At 38.2% G+C, this 18,427-nt stretch carries 15 protein-coding genes; 5 read left to right on the top strand and 10 right to left on the bottom strand.

The window, feature by feature from the left end; genetic code table 11:
• Positions 1-28 precede the first annotated feature (28 nt).
• Positions 29-928, bottom strand: a complete 900-nt coding sequence (purU, locus tag ACN6MT_RS08640; RefSeq protein ID WP_419955549.1) for a formyltetrahydrofolate deformylase — start codon at positions 926-928, stop codon at positions 29-31.
• Positions 929-1,061: 133 nt separating this feature from the next.
• Between purU and ACN6MT_RS08635 the strand changes: the two genes are divergently transcribed.
• Positions 1,062-1,781, top strand: a complete 720-nt coding sequence (locus tag ACN6MT_RS08635; RefSeq protein WP_419955548.1) for a metallophosphoesterase family protein — start codon at positions 1,062-1,064, stop codon at positions 1,779-1,781.
• A 66-nt stretch (positions 1,782-1,847) separates the two neighbouring features.
• Complete coding sequence (locus tag ACN6MT_RS08630) at positions 1,848-2,321, top strand: GNAT family N-acetyltransferase (protein WP_419955547.1); 474 nt, start codon at positions 1,848-1,850, stop codon at positions 2,319-2,321.
• 33 nt (positions 2,322-2,354) lie between these two features.
• On the opposite strand, the gene ACN6MT_RS08625 is transcribed toward ACN6MT_RS08630, so the two are convergent.
• Positions 2,355-4,151: an EAL domain-containing protein gene (locus ACN6MT_RS08625; protein ID WP_419956411.1), complete on the bottom strand. Its 1,797-nt coding sequence runs from the start codon at positions 4,149-4,151 to the stop codon at positions 2,355-2,357.
• 631 nt (positions 4,152-4,782) lie between these two features.
• The gene (gene galE, locus ACN6MT_RS08620; RefSeq protein ID WP_419955546.1) at positions 4,783-5,754 is read right to left on the bottom strand and encodes a UDP-glucose 4-epimerase GalE; all 972 of its coding nucleotides are present in this window, start codon (positions 5,752-5,754) and stop codon (positions 4,783-4,785) included.
• A gap of 216 nt (positions 5,755-5,970) precedes the next feature.
• On the opposite strand from galE, the gene ACN6MT_RS08615 reads away from it, so the two are divergent.
• Complete coding sequence (locus tag ACN6MT_RS08615) at positions 5,971-8,103, top strand: ABC transporter permease subunit (RefSeq protein ID WP_419956410.1); 2,133 nt, start codon at positions 5,971-5,973, stop codon at positions 8,101-8,103.
• 390 nt (positions 8,104-8,493) lie between these two features.
• Here ACN6MT_RS08615 and ACN6MT_RS08610 read toward each other — a convergent pair whose 3' ends face one another.
• Positions 8,494-9,717 carry a helix-turn-helix domain-containing protein gene (locus tag ACN6MT_RS08610; RefSeq protein ID WP_419955545.1) on the bottom strand — a complete coding sequence of 408 codons (1,224 nt, stop codon included), beginning with the start codon at positions 9,715-9,717 and terminating at the stop codon, positions 8,494-8,496.
• Positions 9,718-9,916: 199 nt separating this feature from the next.
• On the opposite strand from ACN6MT_RS08610, the gene ACN6MT_RS08605 reads away from it, so the two are divergent.
• Positions 9,917-11,215, top strand: coding sequence for an MFS transporter (locus ACN6MT_RS08605; RefSeq protein ID WP_419955544.1), 1,299 nt, complete (start codon positions 9,917-9,919; stop codon positions 11,213-11,215).
• A gap of 49 nt (positions 11,216-11,264) precedes the next feature.
• On the opposite strand, the gene ACN6MT_RS08600 is transcribed toward ACN6MT_RS08605, so the two are convergent.
• Positions 11,265-11,594, bottom strand: coding sequence for a hypothetical protein (locus ACN6MT_RS08600; protein ID WP_419956409.1), 330 nt, complete (start codon positions 11,592-11,594; stop codon positions 11,265-11,267).
• A 369-nt stretch (positions 11,595-11,963) separates the two neighbouring features.
• On the opposite strand from ACN6MT_RS08600, the gene ACN6MT_RS08595 reads away from it, so the two are divergent.
• Positions 11,964-12,158, top strand: a complete 195-nt coding sequence (locus tag ACN6MT_RS08595; RefSeq protein ID WP_419955543.1) for a hypothetical protein — start codon at positions 11,964-11,966, stop codon at positions 12,156-12,158.
• 72 nt (positions 12,159-12,230) lie between these two features.
• Here the strand turns inward: ACN6MT_RS08595 and ACN6MT_RS08590 are convergent, their stop codons facing one another.
• The 5 genes from ACN6MT_RS08590 to gcvPA form a co-directional block, all read right to left on the bottom strand.
• The gene (locus ACN6MT_RS08590) at positions 12,231-13,061 is read right to left on the bottom strand and encodes a carbohydrate ABC transporter permease (RefSeq protein ID WP_063251932.1); all 831 of its coding nucleotides are present in this window, start codon (positions 13,059-13,061) and stop codon (positions 12,231-12,233) included.
• Positions 13,058-13,978, bottom strand: a complete 921-nt coding sequence (locus ACN6MT_RS08585; RefSeq protein ID WP_419955542.1) for a carbohydrate ABC transporter permease — start codon at positions 13,976-13,978, stop codon at positions 13,058-13,060. Before ACN6MT_RS08585 ends, ACN6MT_RS08590 begins: the two co-directional genes overlap by 4 nt.
• Positions 13,979-14,066: 88 nt before the next feature.
• Positions 14,067-15,359, bottom strand: a complete 1,293-nt coding sequence (locus ACN6MT_RS08580; protein WP_419955541.1) for an ABC transporter substrate-binding protein — start codon at positions 15,357-15,359, stop codon at positions 14,067-14,069.
• A gap of 26 nt (positions 15,360-15,385) precedes the next feature.
• Positions 15,386-16,960 (bottom strand): aminomethyl-transferring glycine dehydrogenase subunit GcvPB, encoded by a 1,575-nt coding sequence (gene gcvPB / locus ACN6MT_RS08575; RefSeq protein ID WP_419955540.1) that lies wholly within the window; start codon positions 16,958-16,960, stop codon positions 15,386-15,388.
• 28 nt (positions 16,961-16,988) lie between these two features.
• Positions 16,989-18,374, bottom strand: a complete 1,386-nt coding sequence (gcvPA, locus tag ACN6MT_RS08570) for an aminomethyl-transferring glycine dehydrogenase subunit GcvPA (RefSeq protein ID WP_419955539.1) — start codon at positions 18,372-18,374, stop codon at positions 16,989-16,991.
• Positions 18,375-18,427 lie beyond the last annotated feature (53 nt).

Below are 18,427 nucleotides of genomic sequence, written 5' to 3'. Positions count from 1 at the left end.
GTCAGCCTTACTCTGTTTTCCAACTTCATTAGAAAACAATCGTTTTATTTTGATGGACAATAATCCGGTCTTCAATATGCCATTTCACCGCACGAGCCAAAACACTTCTTTCCACTCTACGTCCAATTTTTTTCAAATCATTCACATCATCACGGTGATCGACACGGGCAATATCCTGTTCAATAATCGGTCCTTCATCAAGATCATTGGTTACATAATGAGATGTTGCTCCGATTAACTTTACACCGCGGGCATGTGCCCTCTCATATGGTCTTGCCCCAATAAACGCTGGTAAAAAGGAATGATGAATATTAATAATTTTCTTTGGATTGGCAGCGACAAACTTTGGAGTCAGGATTTGCATATAACGTGCTAATATCACTAAATCAATTTCATATTCTTTTAATAACTCAAGCTGTTTTTCTTCCACCTGTTCACGAATATCCTTATTCGCAGGAATATAATAAAACGGTATATTCAAAGATTCTACCGCATCTCTAGCTTCCTCATGGTTACTGATTACAAGCGCAATATCCGCCATTAAGTCACCACTTTGCCATTCCCACAGCAGTTCAAGCAAACAGTGAAGTTCCTTAGACACAAAGATTGCCGCTTTTTTCACCTGATAGACATGGGTTAATTTCCAATCCATCGAAAACTTCTCAGCAACTGCAGCAAACTCCCCTTCCATATCCTCTGCCTTTTCCTTTAAATTCGGGCATTCAAATTCGATTCGAATAAAAAATACTCCGTCTTCAGGATTAGTAGAATATTGACTAGATTCGATGATATTTGCTTGATACGAAAATAAAAACTGCGAGATAGCTGAAACAATCCCTGGCTGGTCTGGGCAACTGACAAGCAAACGTCCACGGTTTCTGTTCTCTTGTTGGAATGTTTCTAGTTGATCCTTTATAAATGAATTCATTGTCATAACTCCTCTTTTATTATTAGAAAAGATTATACAGCAGACAGCCAGTAGAAGCGAAGCTTTTATTGAAAATTCTAATTTTATTTTACAAGCAAAAAATGGTACTATTTTTAAAGGAGGTTGGATAGATATGAAAATTACCTTTATATCGGATATTCATGGGAATGCCATCGCACTGGACGCCGTTCTCCAGGATATTGAGCAACAAGGAATTGATCAAATTTATGTATTAGGTGATATATGTTATCGTGGACCTGAGCCTAAGCGTTCTCTTGACCTAGTCCGCTCTTTACATACGGAAGTGATAAAAGGAAATGCCGATGAATGGGTGGTACGCGGTGTTCAAAAAGGGGAAGTGGCAGATAAGGTTCTAGAGTTAATGAATCTAGAACGCCAATGGACTGTAAAGCAATTGGAACCAACCGATATTGAATATTTAGAAAGCCTTCCAACTACTTTAAATCTTACCATCGAAGATGTTCAATTATCAGCGTTTCATGCCACACCAACTAATCTATTTGATGTTATACTCCCTAACGCTGATGACAACCAAATCGAAACGAGTTTAATGCAGGCGCAGGGTTCACAAGTTTTTATTTATGCACATATCCACAAGCCCTATATTAGATATATAAATGGTAAGGTTATCATGAATATTGGAAGCGTTGGTTTACCGTTCGATGGTCTGACAAAGGCCTCTTATGGACTTGTTGAAGTCGAGGACGGACATATAAAAACTTCTATTCGAAGAGTAAACTATGATTTTGAAAAGGTCGCAGCACTCTATCATGAAGTCAATTATCCAAATGCAGAAATGATGAGTAAGGTTATTCGGACTGCAAAAATTTAAAGATAAACTCGCTGTTCACTTTATGGCAGCGGTTTTGTTTTGATTACAGAAAAAAGGGGTTATAAAATGCAGTTACTTGTAAGGGATATGACGGAGGAATACGCAAAGCAGATCCTAACTTGGAAATACGAAGCACCCTATGATTTTTATAACAATGAAGAAAGTGCTGAATCTCTTACCGAATTACTAGAAAATCCTTATTATGCGGTTTTGAATCAAGACCATGAGCTCCTTGGTTTCCTTTGTATTGGGAGCGCTGCCCAAGTTCCATTTGGTTCTACAGTTGGCGCCTATAATGAAGATTTGCAGGATATAGGTATTGGCATGGATCCTGCCATAACTGGTCAGGGGTTTGGAACACCATTCTTTACGTTTATCCTTTCGTATATTCAAGAAACCTATCAGCTCGATTCTATCCGATTAACCGTCGCAAAATTTAATCAAAGAGCCATTCATCTATATACAAAACTAGGATTTGTTAAAAAAGTAGAGTTTAGTAGAAATACAACTGAATTTTTGACAATGGTGAAGCATTTTTAATTGGTAAGGACCGAAGATGATACGTCTCGGCCCTTATTTAAATTTACCCTGTAAGCCTTTTTGTTCAGAAGTAAAGAACGCCTCTATCAATTCAACACGAGTTGGCCTGCTAAAATAGTAGCCCTGCATATTATGGCAGCCAATACTGCATAAGAATTGAAATTGTTCTAATTCTTCCACTCCCTCTGCAACCACATTCATTCCGAGGTTCCTGCCCATTGACACTAATGTTCGACAAATAGACCGCTGATTTTTATTCTCTAACCCTTCAATGAAGGATTTATCTATTTTAATCGTATTAAAGGGATATTGTACCAGGTAGCTAATGGACGAATAACCAACCCCAAAATCATCGAGTATGATATCAACTCCATTATCCTGTAATTCTTTTATCGTGTTTAACGTCTGCTGGACATTGGTCATCGCAGTTCTTTCTGTTATTTCAATTTTTAATAAATTAGCTGGCAGCTGATAGCGTGCTAGTGTGTCCTTAACGGTTTCAAGGAAAGATTCCAAATTAATTTGTCTCGCTGGTACATTAATAGATACATAAAATGGCGGCAGGTTCATATCCACCCACGTTTTACGCTGTCTGCATGCTGTTTCCAATACCCAATTACTTAATTTTATTATTAAATCTGACTCCTCAGCAATTTGGATAAATTCTCCGGGTGGTATCGGCCCTATAACTGGGTGCTGCCAACGAAGAAGTGCTTCTAACCCCATTACTTGTTTTTTGTACACATCAACGATTGGTTGATACTCCAGATATAATTCATTCTTTTCAATGGCTTTATGAAGGAATTGCTCGAGCAGCAGTTTTCGAGATAGACTTTTCGACATTCCCGCTTCGTAAGGCTGAATTCCTACCCCGCTTTCCTTTGCAAGGTACATCGCTTGGTCTGCCTTTTGAATTAAAACTTCGGCTTCGAACCCATGGTCTGGGAAAATACTCATCCCGATACTGGCACTAAGGACATATTCATGACCAAGCAGTCGTATTGGTTCTGCGATAATCCGATTAATTCTAGCTGCAGCTTCATAAAGGTCCTCTTTAGTGGACACATTCTTCAGCAAGATGACAAACTCATCCCCTCCTTGACGGGAGACCGTATCGTCACTTCTCAAACTGTCCTTTAAGCGATCTGCAATGACCTGTAAAACCTTATCGCCCATTTTATGACCGAGAGAATCATTGATATATTTAAAACGGTCGAGGTCCAAGTATAAAACCCCAACCAACATAATCTTTTCTTTTGCTTCCGTAATCGATATATGCAGTTCATGGTCCAACTTTCGTCTGTTTGGCAAGCCTGTTAAAGGATCGTGATAAGCTAAGTAAGTTAACTGTTCCTCTGCCTTTTTCCGCTTTGAACTATCCATAGCAATTCTGTCAATTGTCTTAATACCAGTAATGATATTATTCCAGTTCTCAGGAATAGGTTTCGAAAAAATCCTCTCATTTGATGCACTAATCATATAGCCGCAAATACCAAGAATTTCACCTTCTACTATCACCGGAATGGATAGGATGTTCACATCTATTACATGACCGCTCCGATTTCTAATCTTTGTTCGAAGACTCTTTCTTTCTCCTTTTAGGACAGTATTTATATGCTCTATCGTCTTACCAATCTCATCTTCTTCTAAAACTGAGAAAAAATTCCGCTGATAATCACGATGTCTTTCATAACCTGTTAATTCTTGAACGGCTTTATTTGAAAAAACAATACTGCCCTCCAGATCCATTACATAACAAGGAAATGGTGCCTCAGAAAGTAAAGGCTCACAGAACTCAACAAAAGAATCTAAATCTGACTTTTTGATCACATTTCTCAAGAAGAAGCTCCTTTCCATGGTCACCAGGAATCATACACTGCTTATAGTGAACATAAACTAAATTCATAAAAATAGCTGTGATAGATATCAACAAACTCAGACAATTTTTTCGCCTTTTACTACTAATCAAATGATTGAGGATTGCTGCCTAAATCCTATATAGATAACAAGCCTATGTTAATTTCCCAGAAAATATTCTGTCGAATAAAAGCAGGTTATTTTATAGAATATGCTCGAAAACAAAACTAATTAGTTTGACAAGCTTTACGGTTTTTCCCCTTTCCTTTTTGTTAAACTTAATTAAGGATAATTGTTTAGTGCTATTGTCTCGACTTTTCAAGTTAAACACAGTGAAATAAATCATTTGAATCATTGTAAATGTAAGCGTTCTCTATTATGATCAGTATAACAATCGGAAAAACTAAAAAATAATCTACAACTACTTATAGGGAGTGGATTTTATGGATGAGCATGGTAATTTCGCTTATGGGCTGGTTTGGGGGACTTCATTAAGTGTTCCATTATGGATTGCGTTTTTCGGTTGGATAAAAATAATCATTCGATTACTATTTTAATTCAGATAAAAATGCCCTTGCCCGCACCCACGAGCAAGGGCTTTCTATTAATATTGCTGATTCTTATGCCACTTCCAGGCATCTGCAATAATCTGTTCTAGATTCCGCTCTGCTTTCCAGCCTAATTCATTGTAAATCTTTTTTGAAGTAGCGACGAGTCTAGCCGGATCCCCTGCACGACGGTCAGCCATTTCAACATTTGCTTTTACCCCGGTTACTCTCTCACATGTCTCAATGACCTCTTTTACCGAATAGCCAAGACCATTTCCTAAATTATAAATCTCCGCACTTTTCTTTTCACTTAATAAAGCCTCTAACGCAAGAATATGTGCTTTCGCTAAATCGGTCACATGGATATAATCACGGATACATGTACCGTCAGCAGTATCGTAATCGGAGCCGAAAACAGCGACCTTTTCGCGCTGACCTAATAGCTGTTGAAGAATAATGGGAATTAAATGCGTTTCCGGGTTATGACTTTCACCTATCTTAGAGGATTCATGTGCCCCAGCTGCATTAAAATAACGAAGAATGACATAGTTTAAGCCATAGGCGTTGGAAAAATCAGCGAGCATTTGTTCAATCATTAATTTAGAATGTCCATAAGGATTGATTGGTGATGTAATGGTTTGTTCATCAATGATCTCAACATTTGGAATACCATATGTAGCTGCAGTTGAAGAAAAGATAAAGTTCTTTACATTGTTTTTCATCATTACTTTTAAAAGCGTTAACGTAGATGCAACATTATTTTCATAATATTTGAGAGGATCAACCACGGACTCTCCTACTAAACTATAAGCCGCAAAATGCATAACTGCCTTTATCGGATAACTTGAGAATATCATCTGTATATCTTCTTCATTCCCAAGGTCTCCTTGTACAAAAATGGCTCTTGTATCAATCGCTTCACGATGACCTGTAGACAAGTTATCTAAAATGATTACCTCTTCTGTTTCTACTAATTCCCTTACAAGATGACTTCCGATATAACCCGCACCGCCAACCACTAGAATCATAATCATTTCTCCTCTTAAAAAGATTTAAATAAATATTCCTTATTAATTGTAACAAATACAACCCCAATTACGTCTAAATTTCAGCCATGGAAATTATTAGGGGATAAATCATGTTGAAAGGAGTGAAAATTTAGAATATAATTTCTTTTACGTGACTACTTCTATTATACGAATCTAGTGATTTAGAGGGAGAAAATGGGGTGAGATATTTTGAAGATGGTTAGATTAATTACATACTACCTACTTGGAATTGTATCTATATTTTGTGTGAGTATTTTTCCACAATATTTTTCCACAAGGGGAACTCCGGATTCAACAGGTTATTTTGAACAATTAATTGCTTTTGGCAAGGACTTGTTTAAATCAGAATCATGGATTTATAAGTTCGAACGTTCTCAAACTGGCGGTGCACCCATGATGGAGATTATGGGGCCGGCATTTATATATTCCATGCAAATATTGTTAGGTGCTCTTTTGGCAGGCTTTAGTATCGCGCTTATTCTCGCATTATGGTCCACCTTTTTACCTAAGTTCTTACTGAGTCCGATAAAGAGATTACTTGATGTGTTGGAGTCTGTTCCTGACTTAATACTGGCTACTTTATTACAAGTATTTTCCATTGTTATCTTTAAGTCGTTTGGCGTTGATTTATTTAAGGTTGCCAGTTTTACAGAAAAGGCCTATTTTGCACCTATTGTCACATTGGCAATCTTACCGCTAGTTTCCATGTTCAAGATTCTGCTCCTTATGATTGAGGAAGAGTTTTTGAAGGTTTATGTTACCTTTGTAAAAAGTAAAGGGATAGACAAATTGAATATCCTGCTTAGACATGTATTAAAAAATATCATGCCCCTTTCGTTTCATCATATAAAGATTATTATTTGGGGAACACTCTCCAGCCAATTTATTATTGAACGGGTGTTTAACGTCCACGGATTAACATTCTATTTACTAGATAACTTTCAGCCTATAACCATCTTTGTTACGCTGGGTCTTATTTTCACACCATTTTACTTCCTATTCCAATTAGTAGACTTATGGCTAAAAGAAGATCGGCCACTAGCGTACGAAACGAGACGGAATTCATTGTGGCGCATTGGTAATATTGCGGAGGGAACCAAGAGATTCTTTGAAAACATTCTATATTCTTTTCAAATGATTAACCTGCGAAAAGTATCGCCATTCCGTCCATTTCTAAATATGCTCTTCACATTTGGAAGGCATATGAAAAATTGGAAGTTTGCACTTGGAGCTCTATTTTTTATTGTAACCATCAGTTACAGCATTATTTATTCAGTCACAACCGATAACCATGTCGATCAAGTCAGACTTTATTACGCAGAGGATGGTGCGACGCTGCTTGGTGCCGCACCACATGCACCTACTAAGCCCTTTTTCTTTGGCTCAGACAAATTAGGGTTCAGCCTTTTTGACCAATTAGTCATTGGCGCGAAATATACATTGATTTTTGCGTTATTAATTGCCTTATTGCGCGTTCTTGGAGGGCTTTTATTTGGGGTCATTTATGCTTTCCATTTAGGTCCCCGCACACAGCAATGGCTTGCAAAGTTAATCGATTCGATTCATTTCCTGCCTTTGAGCTTGGTTGCCTACATCTTGCTAGCACCGATCTTACTTCCGACGTTGATCGGTTATGGATATGAATTTACTTATACCTTTACACAACGAATTTTATTAGAGATGTTTATCTTAACCATCCTTGTCGTTCCGTTAACAACCGTTTTATTAGGAAAAGAAATCAAGAGAGTTCTAGATTATGAATTTATTGCCAGTGCGCGCGTCTTAGGCGGAAGCAGATTTCATCTCTTCTGGAAGCACATCATCCCACATATTGGTCCGCGTCTAACGATATTATTGGGAACTCAATTTATTCAGGTACTACTTATCTTTATTCATTTAGGGATATTTAAATTTTTCTTTGGCGGGACAAAGCTAGACTTTGACCCAATGGGTTCAGATCCGCCAATGTCGATAACCAATGAATGGTCCGGGCTAATTGGTGAAATAGGAAGAACCACAATCGCCTCAGGACGCTACTGGTACCTGTGGATTTTAGCTGCCTTTATGCTAGCGATCTTCGCTATGCAACTCATTATCCAGGGTGTAAAAGAAGTACAGCAAATAAAAGTCGGAGTGTTATATAAACTTCCTAAGGCTCAGAAGAAAAAAGCTAAAAAGACAAGTGAAGCTTCTTCCTACCAAATAACAAAGGATAGTTTCAAAGTAATCGGAAATGAAGCAGGACAAACGGGAGACCGTGATGAGGGTAAAAAGTTAGAACGAAAATTAAAACCTAGTTTTAAACGAGGCTTTGAACGAGGAGTGTAAAAAACAAAAGAGAAACCCCGTATTAATTAAGCGGAGGTTTTCCGCTTAGACTAGTGAATAGAGCTCGGTTCTGGGATTTAAGCGGAGGTTTTCCGCTTAAGCAAGAAAAAATGACTCATTTTCATGTTTTTCGGGTCAATAGGCGGATTCCTTCCGTCTATTTACGCCATTTTTAATAATATTTTCTAATTAGACGAAGTTTCTCCGCTTATTTATCGAACTTTGTTTAGCGTCTAATAAACTTGTACAATTTATCGGTTCTTTTAAAAAAAACAAATTTTAAAAAAGGCTTAGAGATATTTGTAACTCTTAGCCTTTTTCACTGTGAAGTTTTTGTGATTAGGTTTGCGATTTAATCATTTTGCACCTCACAAATAAACTCGTTACATTTTATTGTGGGTTTACTTGTGCGAGAATAGCAGTGTAGGTCTCAGTGGCAAACTCTTTAAAAGGCGTATCGGGTAACGCTTCAAATTTCTCCACAGCAATCTGTGCAGCCTGAAGAGCTTCTTCAATCTCTCCAAGTTCCTGATGGCATAATGCTTTATACGAATATCGTACATAATAGAGCGATAAATCAAACGGATGATGCGTCGTAGTAGAGGTCTCTACCTCATTGAAATAAGAAATGGCTTCCGGAAATTCACCTAGCCCATAAAGCGCCTTACCTTTTTCTATTTGATAGAGATCCTTTACTACTTCCTCCATTGTGGGTTCTGCTAAATAAGTATCAATGATTTCAAGTGCATAAGTATACTGCTTTTTCACTGTATTTAGAGACATCACGATAATTAAATCATGAACGAGGATAGAGAGTAAATCATCCGCAAACTCCCCGTATTGTTTTAACTTTCGCAAATACAACTCTAGCTTTTCTTCATCCTTAAACATGAGTGCTTGGCCTGCACCAAGTCTATATAAATCATTAATCCGATAAAAAATTCTCTGCTCTTTTGAAAACTGAATCGCCTTTTCCATCACAGCACTCGCTGCCTCATTGTCACCAATAGCAAAATGTAAAATGGCTTCATGATAATCAAAATCCATGCGTGTCATATGATCCATGTAGACATGCTTCGAATGAATCTCTTTCCGTTCACTTACCAAAATATCTAACGAACCTGCATAATCATGTTGGATAAATTTTACCATTGCACGAAAAATCGCAATTTGTGCACGGTTTGCTGTTAAATTGATCTCGTCATAGATAATTGCGGCCCGATCAGCAAACTCCTCCCAGCCAGCTAACTTTTCTTTGTAAAGACTGCGGGAAAAGATATCCAGCAACCTGGCAGATTCATATCCTTGTGTAAGTTTTTCTATGTAAGGTTCAATCAGCGTTAGTAATTCCTTGTATTGGTCATCCGACTTTTCATTATATAACTTTTCTGCTTTTTCAAGAATTGCCCTTAACTCTTGTGTGCTAATTTCACCTAATAATTCAGTTACATCTACCCCTAGCCCTTCAGCAATATGTGCCAAGCTTTCCATCGAAGGCTTGGCTTTATTGTTCTCGATTAAGCTGAGCATACCTTTGGTAAGCCCTTGACCAGCAAGTGCTTCAAGCGTCAACTTTTTCTGTTTTCTTAATTTTCGTATCCGATCTCCTAACATGTTAGAGCACCTCCTTAAACAGTTTCTTTGTTTAATTATATTAAACTTTACCTAAATTTGAAAGATATATTCGTTAAGAAACAAATTTTGTTTAATTAAATTAAACTTTTTAGTTGATTTGGTAAAAACTTCATGTTATGATTTGTTTAATTAAATTAAACTTTCTTCAAAAATATTCCTAAGAGAAGAGGAGATTATTATGAATAACAGTGTCATGTTGAAAAAAGCCACTTATCATCTCTGGACGTTTACCATAAGCAAACTGATTGCCTCCTTTGGTTCACAAGTATATTCATTTGCCATTAGTTTTTATATTCTGCAGGCTACAGGATCCGCAAAAAGTTTTGCATTGAACTTGATTTGCAATGTATTACCTCGCACCCTTGCTGCACCCTTTGCCGGTTATATCATTGATAAATATCCAAGAAAAAGGATTGCAATCATTTCACAAATAGCGGCAACCTTGGCCATCGGGGGATTATTGCTCGTCAGTGTTACGTATGGGCTATCGCTTACGGCAATTTATATCACAACCTGTATTTTATCGCTTACATCTATGTTTTCCAGTGTAGCATTCACTTCCTCTATAACAGGTCTTGTAGATGAAGCAAGAATTCAAAAAGCAATGTCATTAAATCAAATGTCCGTTTCTTTTGCGGCCATTGCCTCTCCCGCAGTTGGGGGACTTTTGTATGGAGTCATTTCTATGCCGCTATTCCTCGTTCTCTACATGACTGCTTCAACGATTGCCATTATTCTCGAAGCTACAATGAAATTCACTTTGTTCTCCAACTCAAAGGCAGAAACAGAAGAGAAGCCGAAAGAATCAATGTGGCAAGCAATGTCAGCGGGTGTATCTTATTTAAAACTACAGCCGATATTAATGACTATTATCTGGATTGCCTTATTAGTTAATTTCCTTTTTAGTGCGTACCAAGTTGGATATTCCTTCATTCTCATTGAAAAATTAAAAATGCTTTCCACCCATTTTGGTTTTACAGAAGGTGCCTTTGCTGTTGGAATGCTGCTGTTATCCATTTATCTCTCCATCCGAAAAGAGATCAGATTTCCGTTACTAATATCAAAAAGGGGTATTATCCTCATGGGGGTTATTATGGGTGGTGCCACCTTACCTTTACTTTTCTCATTATCTTATAACGTGATGTTTGGCTACTTCATCATACTTCAACTTGGTTTAGGAGCATGTATAGTTGTCATCAATACGCCAACCCAAGTCATGATGCAAAAGCAAATTGCTGATGAATTTAAGGGGCGCGTATTCTCTCTCGTTGAAACAGTTGCCATGGCTTTATCGCCATTAGGTATGGTACTGTACGGATTTCTGTACGATGTTTTCCCTGCCGAGTGGGTGCTGCTCCTGTCATCTGGAGTATTCTTAGGTGTAGTCCTTACGCTCTTAAGACCAGCCGTTATTCGGAAGGTTCATCCGGAGCTTGCAGTGGAACAAACAACGAAGAAACGTGCAGAAGCCTTTTGATTGGTAAATTTCATAAAAAAAAACGGTTGGGCTCTTATCCAACCGTTTTTCATGAATCTAGTTTAATCATTCTCCGAACGATCCTTAAATGAGTCACTAAGATTAGGAACACGAAGGGATACATGCAGATGGAATACCAGAGTTTCCAGCCTGTATAGTTAAAAAAATGAGTCCTTTCGACAAAAAATTCAATTATGGAGGATCCTGCTGTCCATGCAAGGATATAAAAGAGTTTTGTTTGATTAGTCCCTTTAAAGGGGTAATAGTTTAAAAACAAAATACTAACAGGGATGAAATACAGAAATTCCCCTAAAAACCCGTGCCATTGGAAACCTTTATCAAAATACCCGTACAAATGATATTTAAAGTTAAAAATCATATCCACATTAATCCCAAATACCAAAGCAAATAGACTCGTTGTATATAATTCAATTTTAGTCAATCTTTTTGGGACTAGATAAGCAATGATGACAAGGATAAAAAAGAATATAAATACCAGCTTCCACATGGGCAGATGAGCTCCTTCAAAGGCGGCTAATTAAACGTTATACTATCCAATTCCTTGCTTATATAGTCACATATCAATCCTGATTAAAATAAAATGCCAAAAGCACTACTTCTCCCGCCTTCAGCAAGGATTAAATTTCCAAAAGAATAGTTATTTAGAACTGATTTATTATTCTGTTAAATAAATTTCTCCTTTTATGAATACTTATGAATTAACCCCAAGAAAAGGAGTGAGTAAGCAATGAGTGTATTAGACCGCAGTCCTTTTTTGTACTTATGCTGCATTATAGCTGGTTTTGCCTTATTAAGAGTGGAGCTGACCGGATTCTTCGCACCGCTTAGTCCGTTAGTTCTCCTAATTGGTGTCTTAGCTGTCCTTTTATTCTCACTTGTGGTAATCATCCAAGGGGTACTTTGTTTGGTAAAAAGACGATAGTCGTTTAAAGATCAAGAAAGAGAGCGGATTGACCGCTCTCTTTTGCTTTTCTTTACTGCAGTTGGCTTATATTTATTCTTTTACAGCTCCGCCTAAAATCCCAGAAATAAAATGCTTTTGCAGCAAAAGGAAAAAGATCATAATGGGAACCGTAGATAAGGTGGTTCCTAACATTAACTGACCATAATCAATGCGTGCCATTCCAATTAAACTAGACAAAGCAACCGGCAGAGTAAACATTTCTTTCGAATTTAACGTAATAAGCGGCCAGAGTAAGCTATTCCATTGAGACATAAAGAGAAAAATAGCAACGGCAGCCATTGCAGGTCTTGTTACTGGCAAAATAACCGTGAAGAATATTTTTAATTCCCCTGCCCCATCCACTCGGGAAGCCTCAATAATCGAATCTGGAACCGACTTCATATTCTGCCTCATTAAATAAATCGCAAAAGGAGAAGCAAGTGTCGGTAAAATAATCGCTTGATACGTATTTAACCAATTAAAGGTAACCATCATTTCAAATAGAGGAATCAATGTCACCTGAGAAGGAATCATTAATGTACATAATATAATGAAAAAGAAAAAGTTCTTACCCTTAAAAGTAAATTTTGCAAATGCATACCCAGCCATTGAACTAATAAGCGTGCTAACCAATGTATAAACAAGGGCAATAAATAATGAATTCCAAAAGATTTTAGCAAACCCTAATGACTCATTTAGTGATTGTAAGTTTTGTGCTAAGTAATCGCCTGGCAGAAGTTTAGGAGGCAGACGAAAAATCTCTCCTGAAGGCAGGGTAGAACCGACTAGCATCCAATAAAATGGTGCAATAGATATGACTACACCTGCAATTAATAAACAATACACCCCAACCTTCGAGGATAATTTTTTAGAATGTATCATGATTCATCACCTGCCAGTTTCATTTGTATCCATGAGATGATTGCCGTGATGATGACAAGAACATAAGCAATCGCGGATGCATATCCAAAGTCAAAGAATTTAAAGCCTGCTTCATATAAATAAAGTGTGATGGTCATTGTGGCATTATTTGGTCCGCCTTGTGTTAAAATAAACGGCTCATCAAATAGCTGAAGCGTGCCAATGGTTGACATGACTACAGTAAAAATAAATACAGGTTTTAACTGAGGAATCGTGATCATGAAAAATTGCTTTACTTTACTGGCTCCATCAATACTTGCTGCTTCATATAATTCAGATGGAATATTCTGTAGTCCAGCCAAAAAAATCACCATATTATATCCTGTCCATCTCCAAGTCATTACAAGGATGACGGAGACCTTTGCCCAAAATGGAGTTGTTAACCACGGTATGGCTTCAATATCGACAAAAGACAATAAATAGTTAACAAGACCAAAATGCTCATCTAATAAAATCATGAAAACGATCGATGCAGCAACGAGCGCTGTGATGGCGGGCATAAAGTAAGAGATCCGAAAAAACGCCTTCCCTTTTAACATAGAAGAGTGGAGACCCACTGCAATCAGTAAAGAAAGAAAGAGCATGATGGGAACCTGGACAATCAAAATTTGAAACGTATTTAAAAGAGATTTATAGAAAACTGGGTCTTGGAATAATCGAGTATAATTGGCAAAACCCACAAATGATTTCTCTACACCACGTACCTCTTGAAAGCTTAAGATAAATGAAAAAATCACGGGATAAACGGTAAATATCAAAATTAACAGCACTGCGGGTGCGATGAAAACATATGGAACATTTTTAGGAGTTAATAAACTTTTTCTCGATTTGACTCGAAAGTTTGGTTTCGTATTTACAACTTTTTCTGTTTGCTCCAACCGAGCCACCTTCCTGCCTTTTAGATTTTAGAATAAGAGAGAGCTGAGGATATTGGGAACACTCAGCTCTATAACTCTTTAAAATCTACTATTTTATTTCATTTTCCAATTGTTGTTGAGCTTCTTTTAATCCAGATTCAACCGATTTGTTTTCAAGTAAAATGGCTGCTTGTGCATGACTCGTAAGACTGGTTGCTTTTGCAAAGTTTTCGTTTACGTTAATTTGTGGCACTTGATCAACAATATCAGCAAACTTTTTGAAAATAGGACTGTTATTAAAGTACTCGCTATTAGCTGTAAAGATTGGATTGCTATACGTTTCCTTTAAGGAAGGAAAAAGCCCATATTTTTCAAAGCCTAACAATTGGGATTCTGGATCTGTTGTAAAGAATTCAACAAAGGCATAGGCTACAGATTGATTTTTACTTGATGAAGGGATCAACACAGATGATCCTCCTACGTTTGCATATCTAGTGCCGCCTTCCTCAAAGCTTGGCAGATAAAATACATCCCATTTCCCTTTTAGATCAGGTGCTTGGTCCATGATCGTACCTGCATACCAGACACCATAAGGTACGGTGGCAACACTTCCGTTTACCGTTGCGGTTACAATTCCATCCCATCCTTTATTGTTTAGGATTAGATCCTCGTCATGAAGCTTTTTGATTACTTCCATAGCTTGGATTGCTTCCTTTGATTGCAAGGAAATTTTCCCGTCCTTATCGAAATAAGAAAGTCCTTGCTGCTGCATCATCATTTGAAAGACACCATCATAGTTCGGTATATCAATTGGTAATAACTGTGCACCAGTAGCTTCCTTAATCTTCTTCCCTGCTTCAATGTAGTCATCCCATGTTTGGATAGAATTTGGATCTATATTTGCTTTTTCAAAGAAATCTACTCGGTAGAAAATTCCTGCTGGACCGATGTCCCATGGAGCTGCGATAATTTCTCCGTCTTTATTCTGAACAGCTGCAATCTTAGCCGGATTGAATGAATCTTTATATTGGTCATATCCAAGCTTGCCTAAATTTACGAATCCTTCAGGAAATTGGTGCAGGTACCCTGGAATTCGTTCATCCTCCATTAACACCACATCTGGTAATCCTGAACCTCGCGCTGCCAGACCTACAGTTACCTTATCGTATAAATCAGAGCTATTAAAATCCTCTACTTTAACGACTACATCAGGATATTTTTTCTGAAATCCCTTAACTGCTGCTTCCATAGTGGCGGCGGCAACATCCCAGCCCCATACAGTGATAGTCCCTGCAGGATTTTTTGAATCTCCCGTTTTTTCATCATTCCCCGCTGTTTTATTGGAACAGGCAGATAGTATTAACAGAATCATTACCAGCATAATCGACATGTACTTTTTCATTTTTTTGCCCCCTCTTTTTGTAAAGACTATTTAACTAGTTTAAATGCTTCTGTTTTCTTCAAATAAGTTCTCCATGTGATACACCATTTCTCTGGATGATCCAAATAATCTTGCTCGTCAATTTTGTGAATGGTGCTAGTATGCGGGGCACTTTTGACGATTTCTGGGTTTTCATATGCTTCATTTGAGATTTGCTCTAGTGCGTTGATATACTCGTCTAAATCCTCTTTTGAATAAGACTCTGTTGGCTCAAGGGTAAACGGTTGTTTCACGATATAAGGATGGTGGCTAGTCCAGTAATGAAGACCGAAATCAGTCATTCTTAACTGAATATCTTCTGTTGTTACCCCGGTTTCTTTTGTTAGCTGCTCCCAGCTGTAACGGACTTGCTCAAGTCGATGTCCCTTGACATACGGTGCACTCGCCCCGCGAATCGCTAAAACCTTGTGATACATATAGTTATTATTTAACACAGCCGTTTTTGCTACTTCCTTAATGCCGTCAGCTCCAAGTGCACGAATCCAGGCATAGGCACGCAATACCGTTTGAGCTACACCATGGAAAGAGCGAACCTTTCCAATGGAATGCTCTAAATCGTTCTGGAGCAGATATTTACCCTCCTGATAATGAACAATTGGTGCCGGTAAGAACTCTTTTAATTCTGCCGTCACACCAAGCGCACCAGTAGCAGGTCCGCCGCACATATGCGGGGCAGCAAAGGTTTTGTGAAGATTAAAGAAACACATATCAAAGCCTGCTTCTTTTGCTCTTGTGATTCCTAAAAGGCCATTCGCATTTGCCTGATCGTAAAAGCAAAGACCTCCTGCTTGGTGGACAATATCCGTAAACTCTTTTATTTTTGAATTAAAAATGCCTGTATCCTCAGGGTTTGCTACAACAAATCCTGCTGTTCGCTCCGACACTGCCGCTTTTAACTTTTCAATATCAGGAAAACCATTCTCATCCGGATGCAAAGTGATAATTTTATAGCCTTTAACGGCTGCTGTTGCTGCCTGCGAAGGGTGAGAGAAAATTGTCGTAATAATTTCATCCCTCTGATCCCCTTCACCTTTTTGGTCATGATATTTTCTTACGATGGAAGCCATCGCAAACAGTGCCTGCGTTCCACTGCTTGGCTGGAAGGTGAAATAATCCATTCCTGAAATTTCTCTCATACATAAGTCCAGCTTATAATAAATCTCAAGGATTCCTTGAACGGTTTCTTCATTCTGTAAGGGATGAAGCTCCATCATTTTCGGGTCACGAATTAATAATTCGTTAATTTTTGGAATGTACTTCATCGTGCAGGTTCCTTGACCAATTTCTACATTAAAATCCGAACCGAGGGTTTCTTGAGATAGTCTTAAATAATGTCTTAACACCCGAGCCTGACCAATTTCAGGGAGATTAGGCTTACTCTGCCTCTGCATCGCTGCTGGAATGGAAGATGTTCCATCTCCTACTGCTAATGCAATATCCTCGTTTACCGGTGGCAGCTCCACGCCCTTTTCCCCAGGTTGATGAAGTTCAAAAATAATCGGTTCATTCCATTTTGCTTGGTGAAAATCTCGGGTTTTACTTGTACGTTGTATTTTTTTCATCTCAAACGCTCCTCTCTTCTTTTAATCATTACGCTAAAATTTCTTTAATGGCTTGAGCCAAATAGTCGATATCCTCTTTTGTATGAACCTCGGTTACACAAAATAATGCTGATTGACCAAACTCAGGAAACTCTAGTGAGAGGTCCTTTCCACCAAAAATCTTCTTTTCTAACAATCTTTGATTAATTTGTTCAACTGAAAGGCCGGTTTGATTAAAATCGACGATAAATTCTTTGAAGTAGGCTGCATTTAAACGTGAGCCTGTTACACCGGCGATTTGATTCAATTCTTGAGCTGCATATTGGCTATTTTGCATAATGGTTTTGCCTACTTCCTGCATACCATTTGGTCCAAGTAAAGCTAAATAGACTCCGGCTGTAATGCCCCATAGTGCTGTCTGTGTTCCAACGGATTCTTTTCCATTTTCCCTTTGAGCAAATGAGGTCCGTTCATAGGCTACATCTCCAAAGCCGTATTCACCTTCTTTCACCGTAGGGACAATACCAAACAATCGGGATGGATATTCACTGACAACTTTCACATCATTATGTGATGCAATGAAGCCAGCTTGACCGCCGCTGTAATTCATATGCATGCCAAGCGGCTGAAGGTCACCACAAACGATATCAGCTCCATAATGACTTGGTGGTGCCAGAACTCCAAGAGAGATTGGATCGACCCCTACTACCATCAGTGTTCCGTTTGCCTTTAATAGATTCGAGATCTCTGTTCCCTGCGCCTCAATAAATCCAAGGTGGGATGGATTTTCAAAGTATAGAGCAGCAACCTCTTGTGTTAATTTTTCTTGTAAGTCTTCTAAAACCATTGCCCCCGATTTCATATCAAATTGTACAAACTCAAATTCTAATTCAGGTGTTCCATAGTTGATGATAATTTTGCTTCGCTCAGGTGCAACAGTCTTTGCTAATAAGACTTTTTTTCTCCCGGTGATTCGGGCTGCCATTCTAATTGAAGTAGCCGCTGCCTGCCCCCAATCAAAGGTTGGAACGTTCACCACATCCATATCTACTAATTCAGCTAGTAAACTTTGATACTCAAACAGCGCCTGAAAACGACCATGGTCCTCATATGGTTCTCCCGCATAGGCCGTTAAAAACTCTGAACGTTGATTAATTTCATCACAAACAGCGGGAACAAAGTGCTGCCAACAGCCAGCTCCTAGAAAATTCAAATATTCCTTTGTACTTGTATTTTTATTTAGAATTCCTTCAATATGGCGTCTGAGCTCATACTCCGTTAAAGCTGGCGGCAGCTTTAAGTCTTCCTTAAGCTGCAGCTCTTCCGGGATGCCTGAATAGAGTTCCATGACCGATTCAGCGCCAATCACCTTTAGCATCTCATCTCTTACTTCTGGCACCATATTTGGAATATAAGGGTGTACCTTTTGTGACATAAAAATTGCCTCCTTGTAGGTCAAATAGTAAGTTTTAAATTCTAAATTTTACA

It is taken from the genome of Neobacillus niacini, assembly GCF_048572935.1.
Taxonomy (GTDB): domain Bacteria; phylum Bacillota; class Bacilli; order Bacillales; family Cytobacillaceae; genus Neobacillus; species Neobacillus niacini.
The sequence above is the reverse complement of the archived record's forward strand: the minus strand, read 5'-3'. Positions and strand labels throughout refer to the sequence as shown.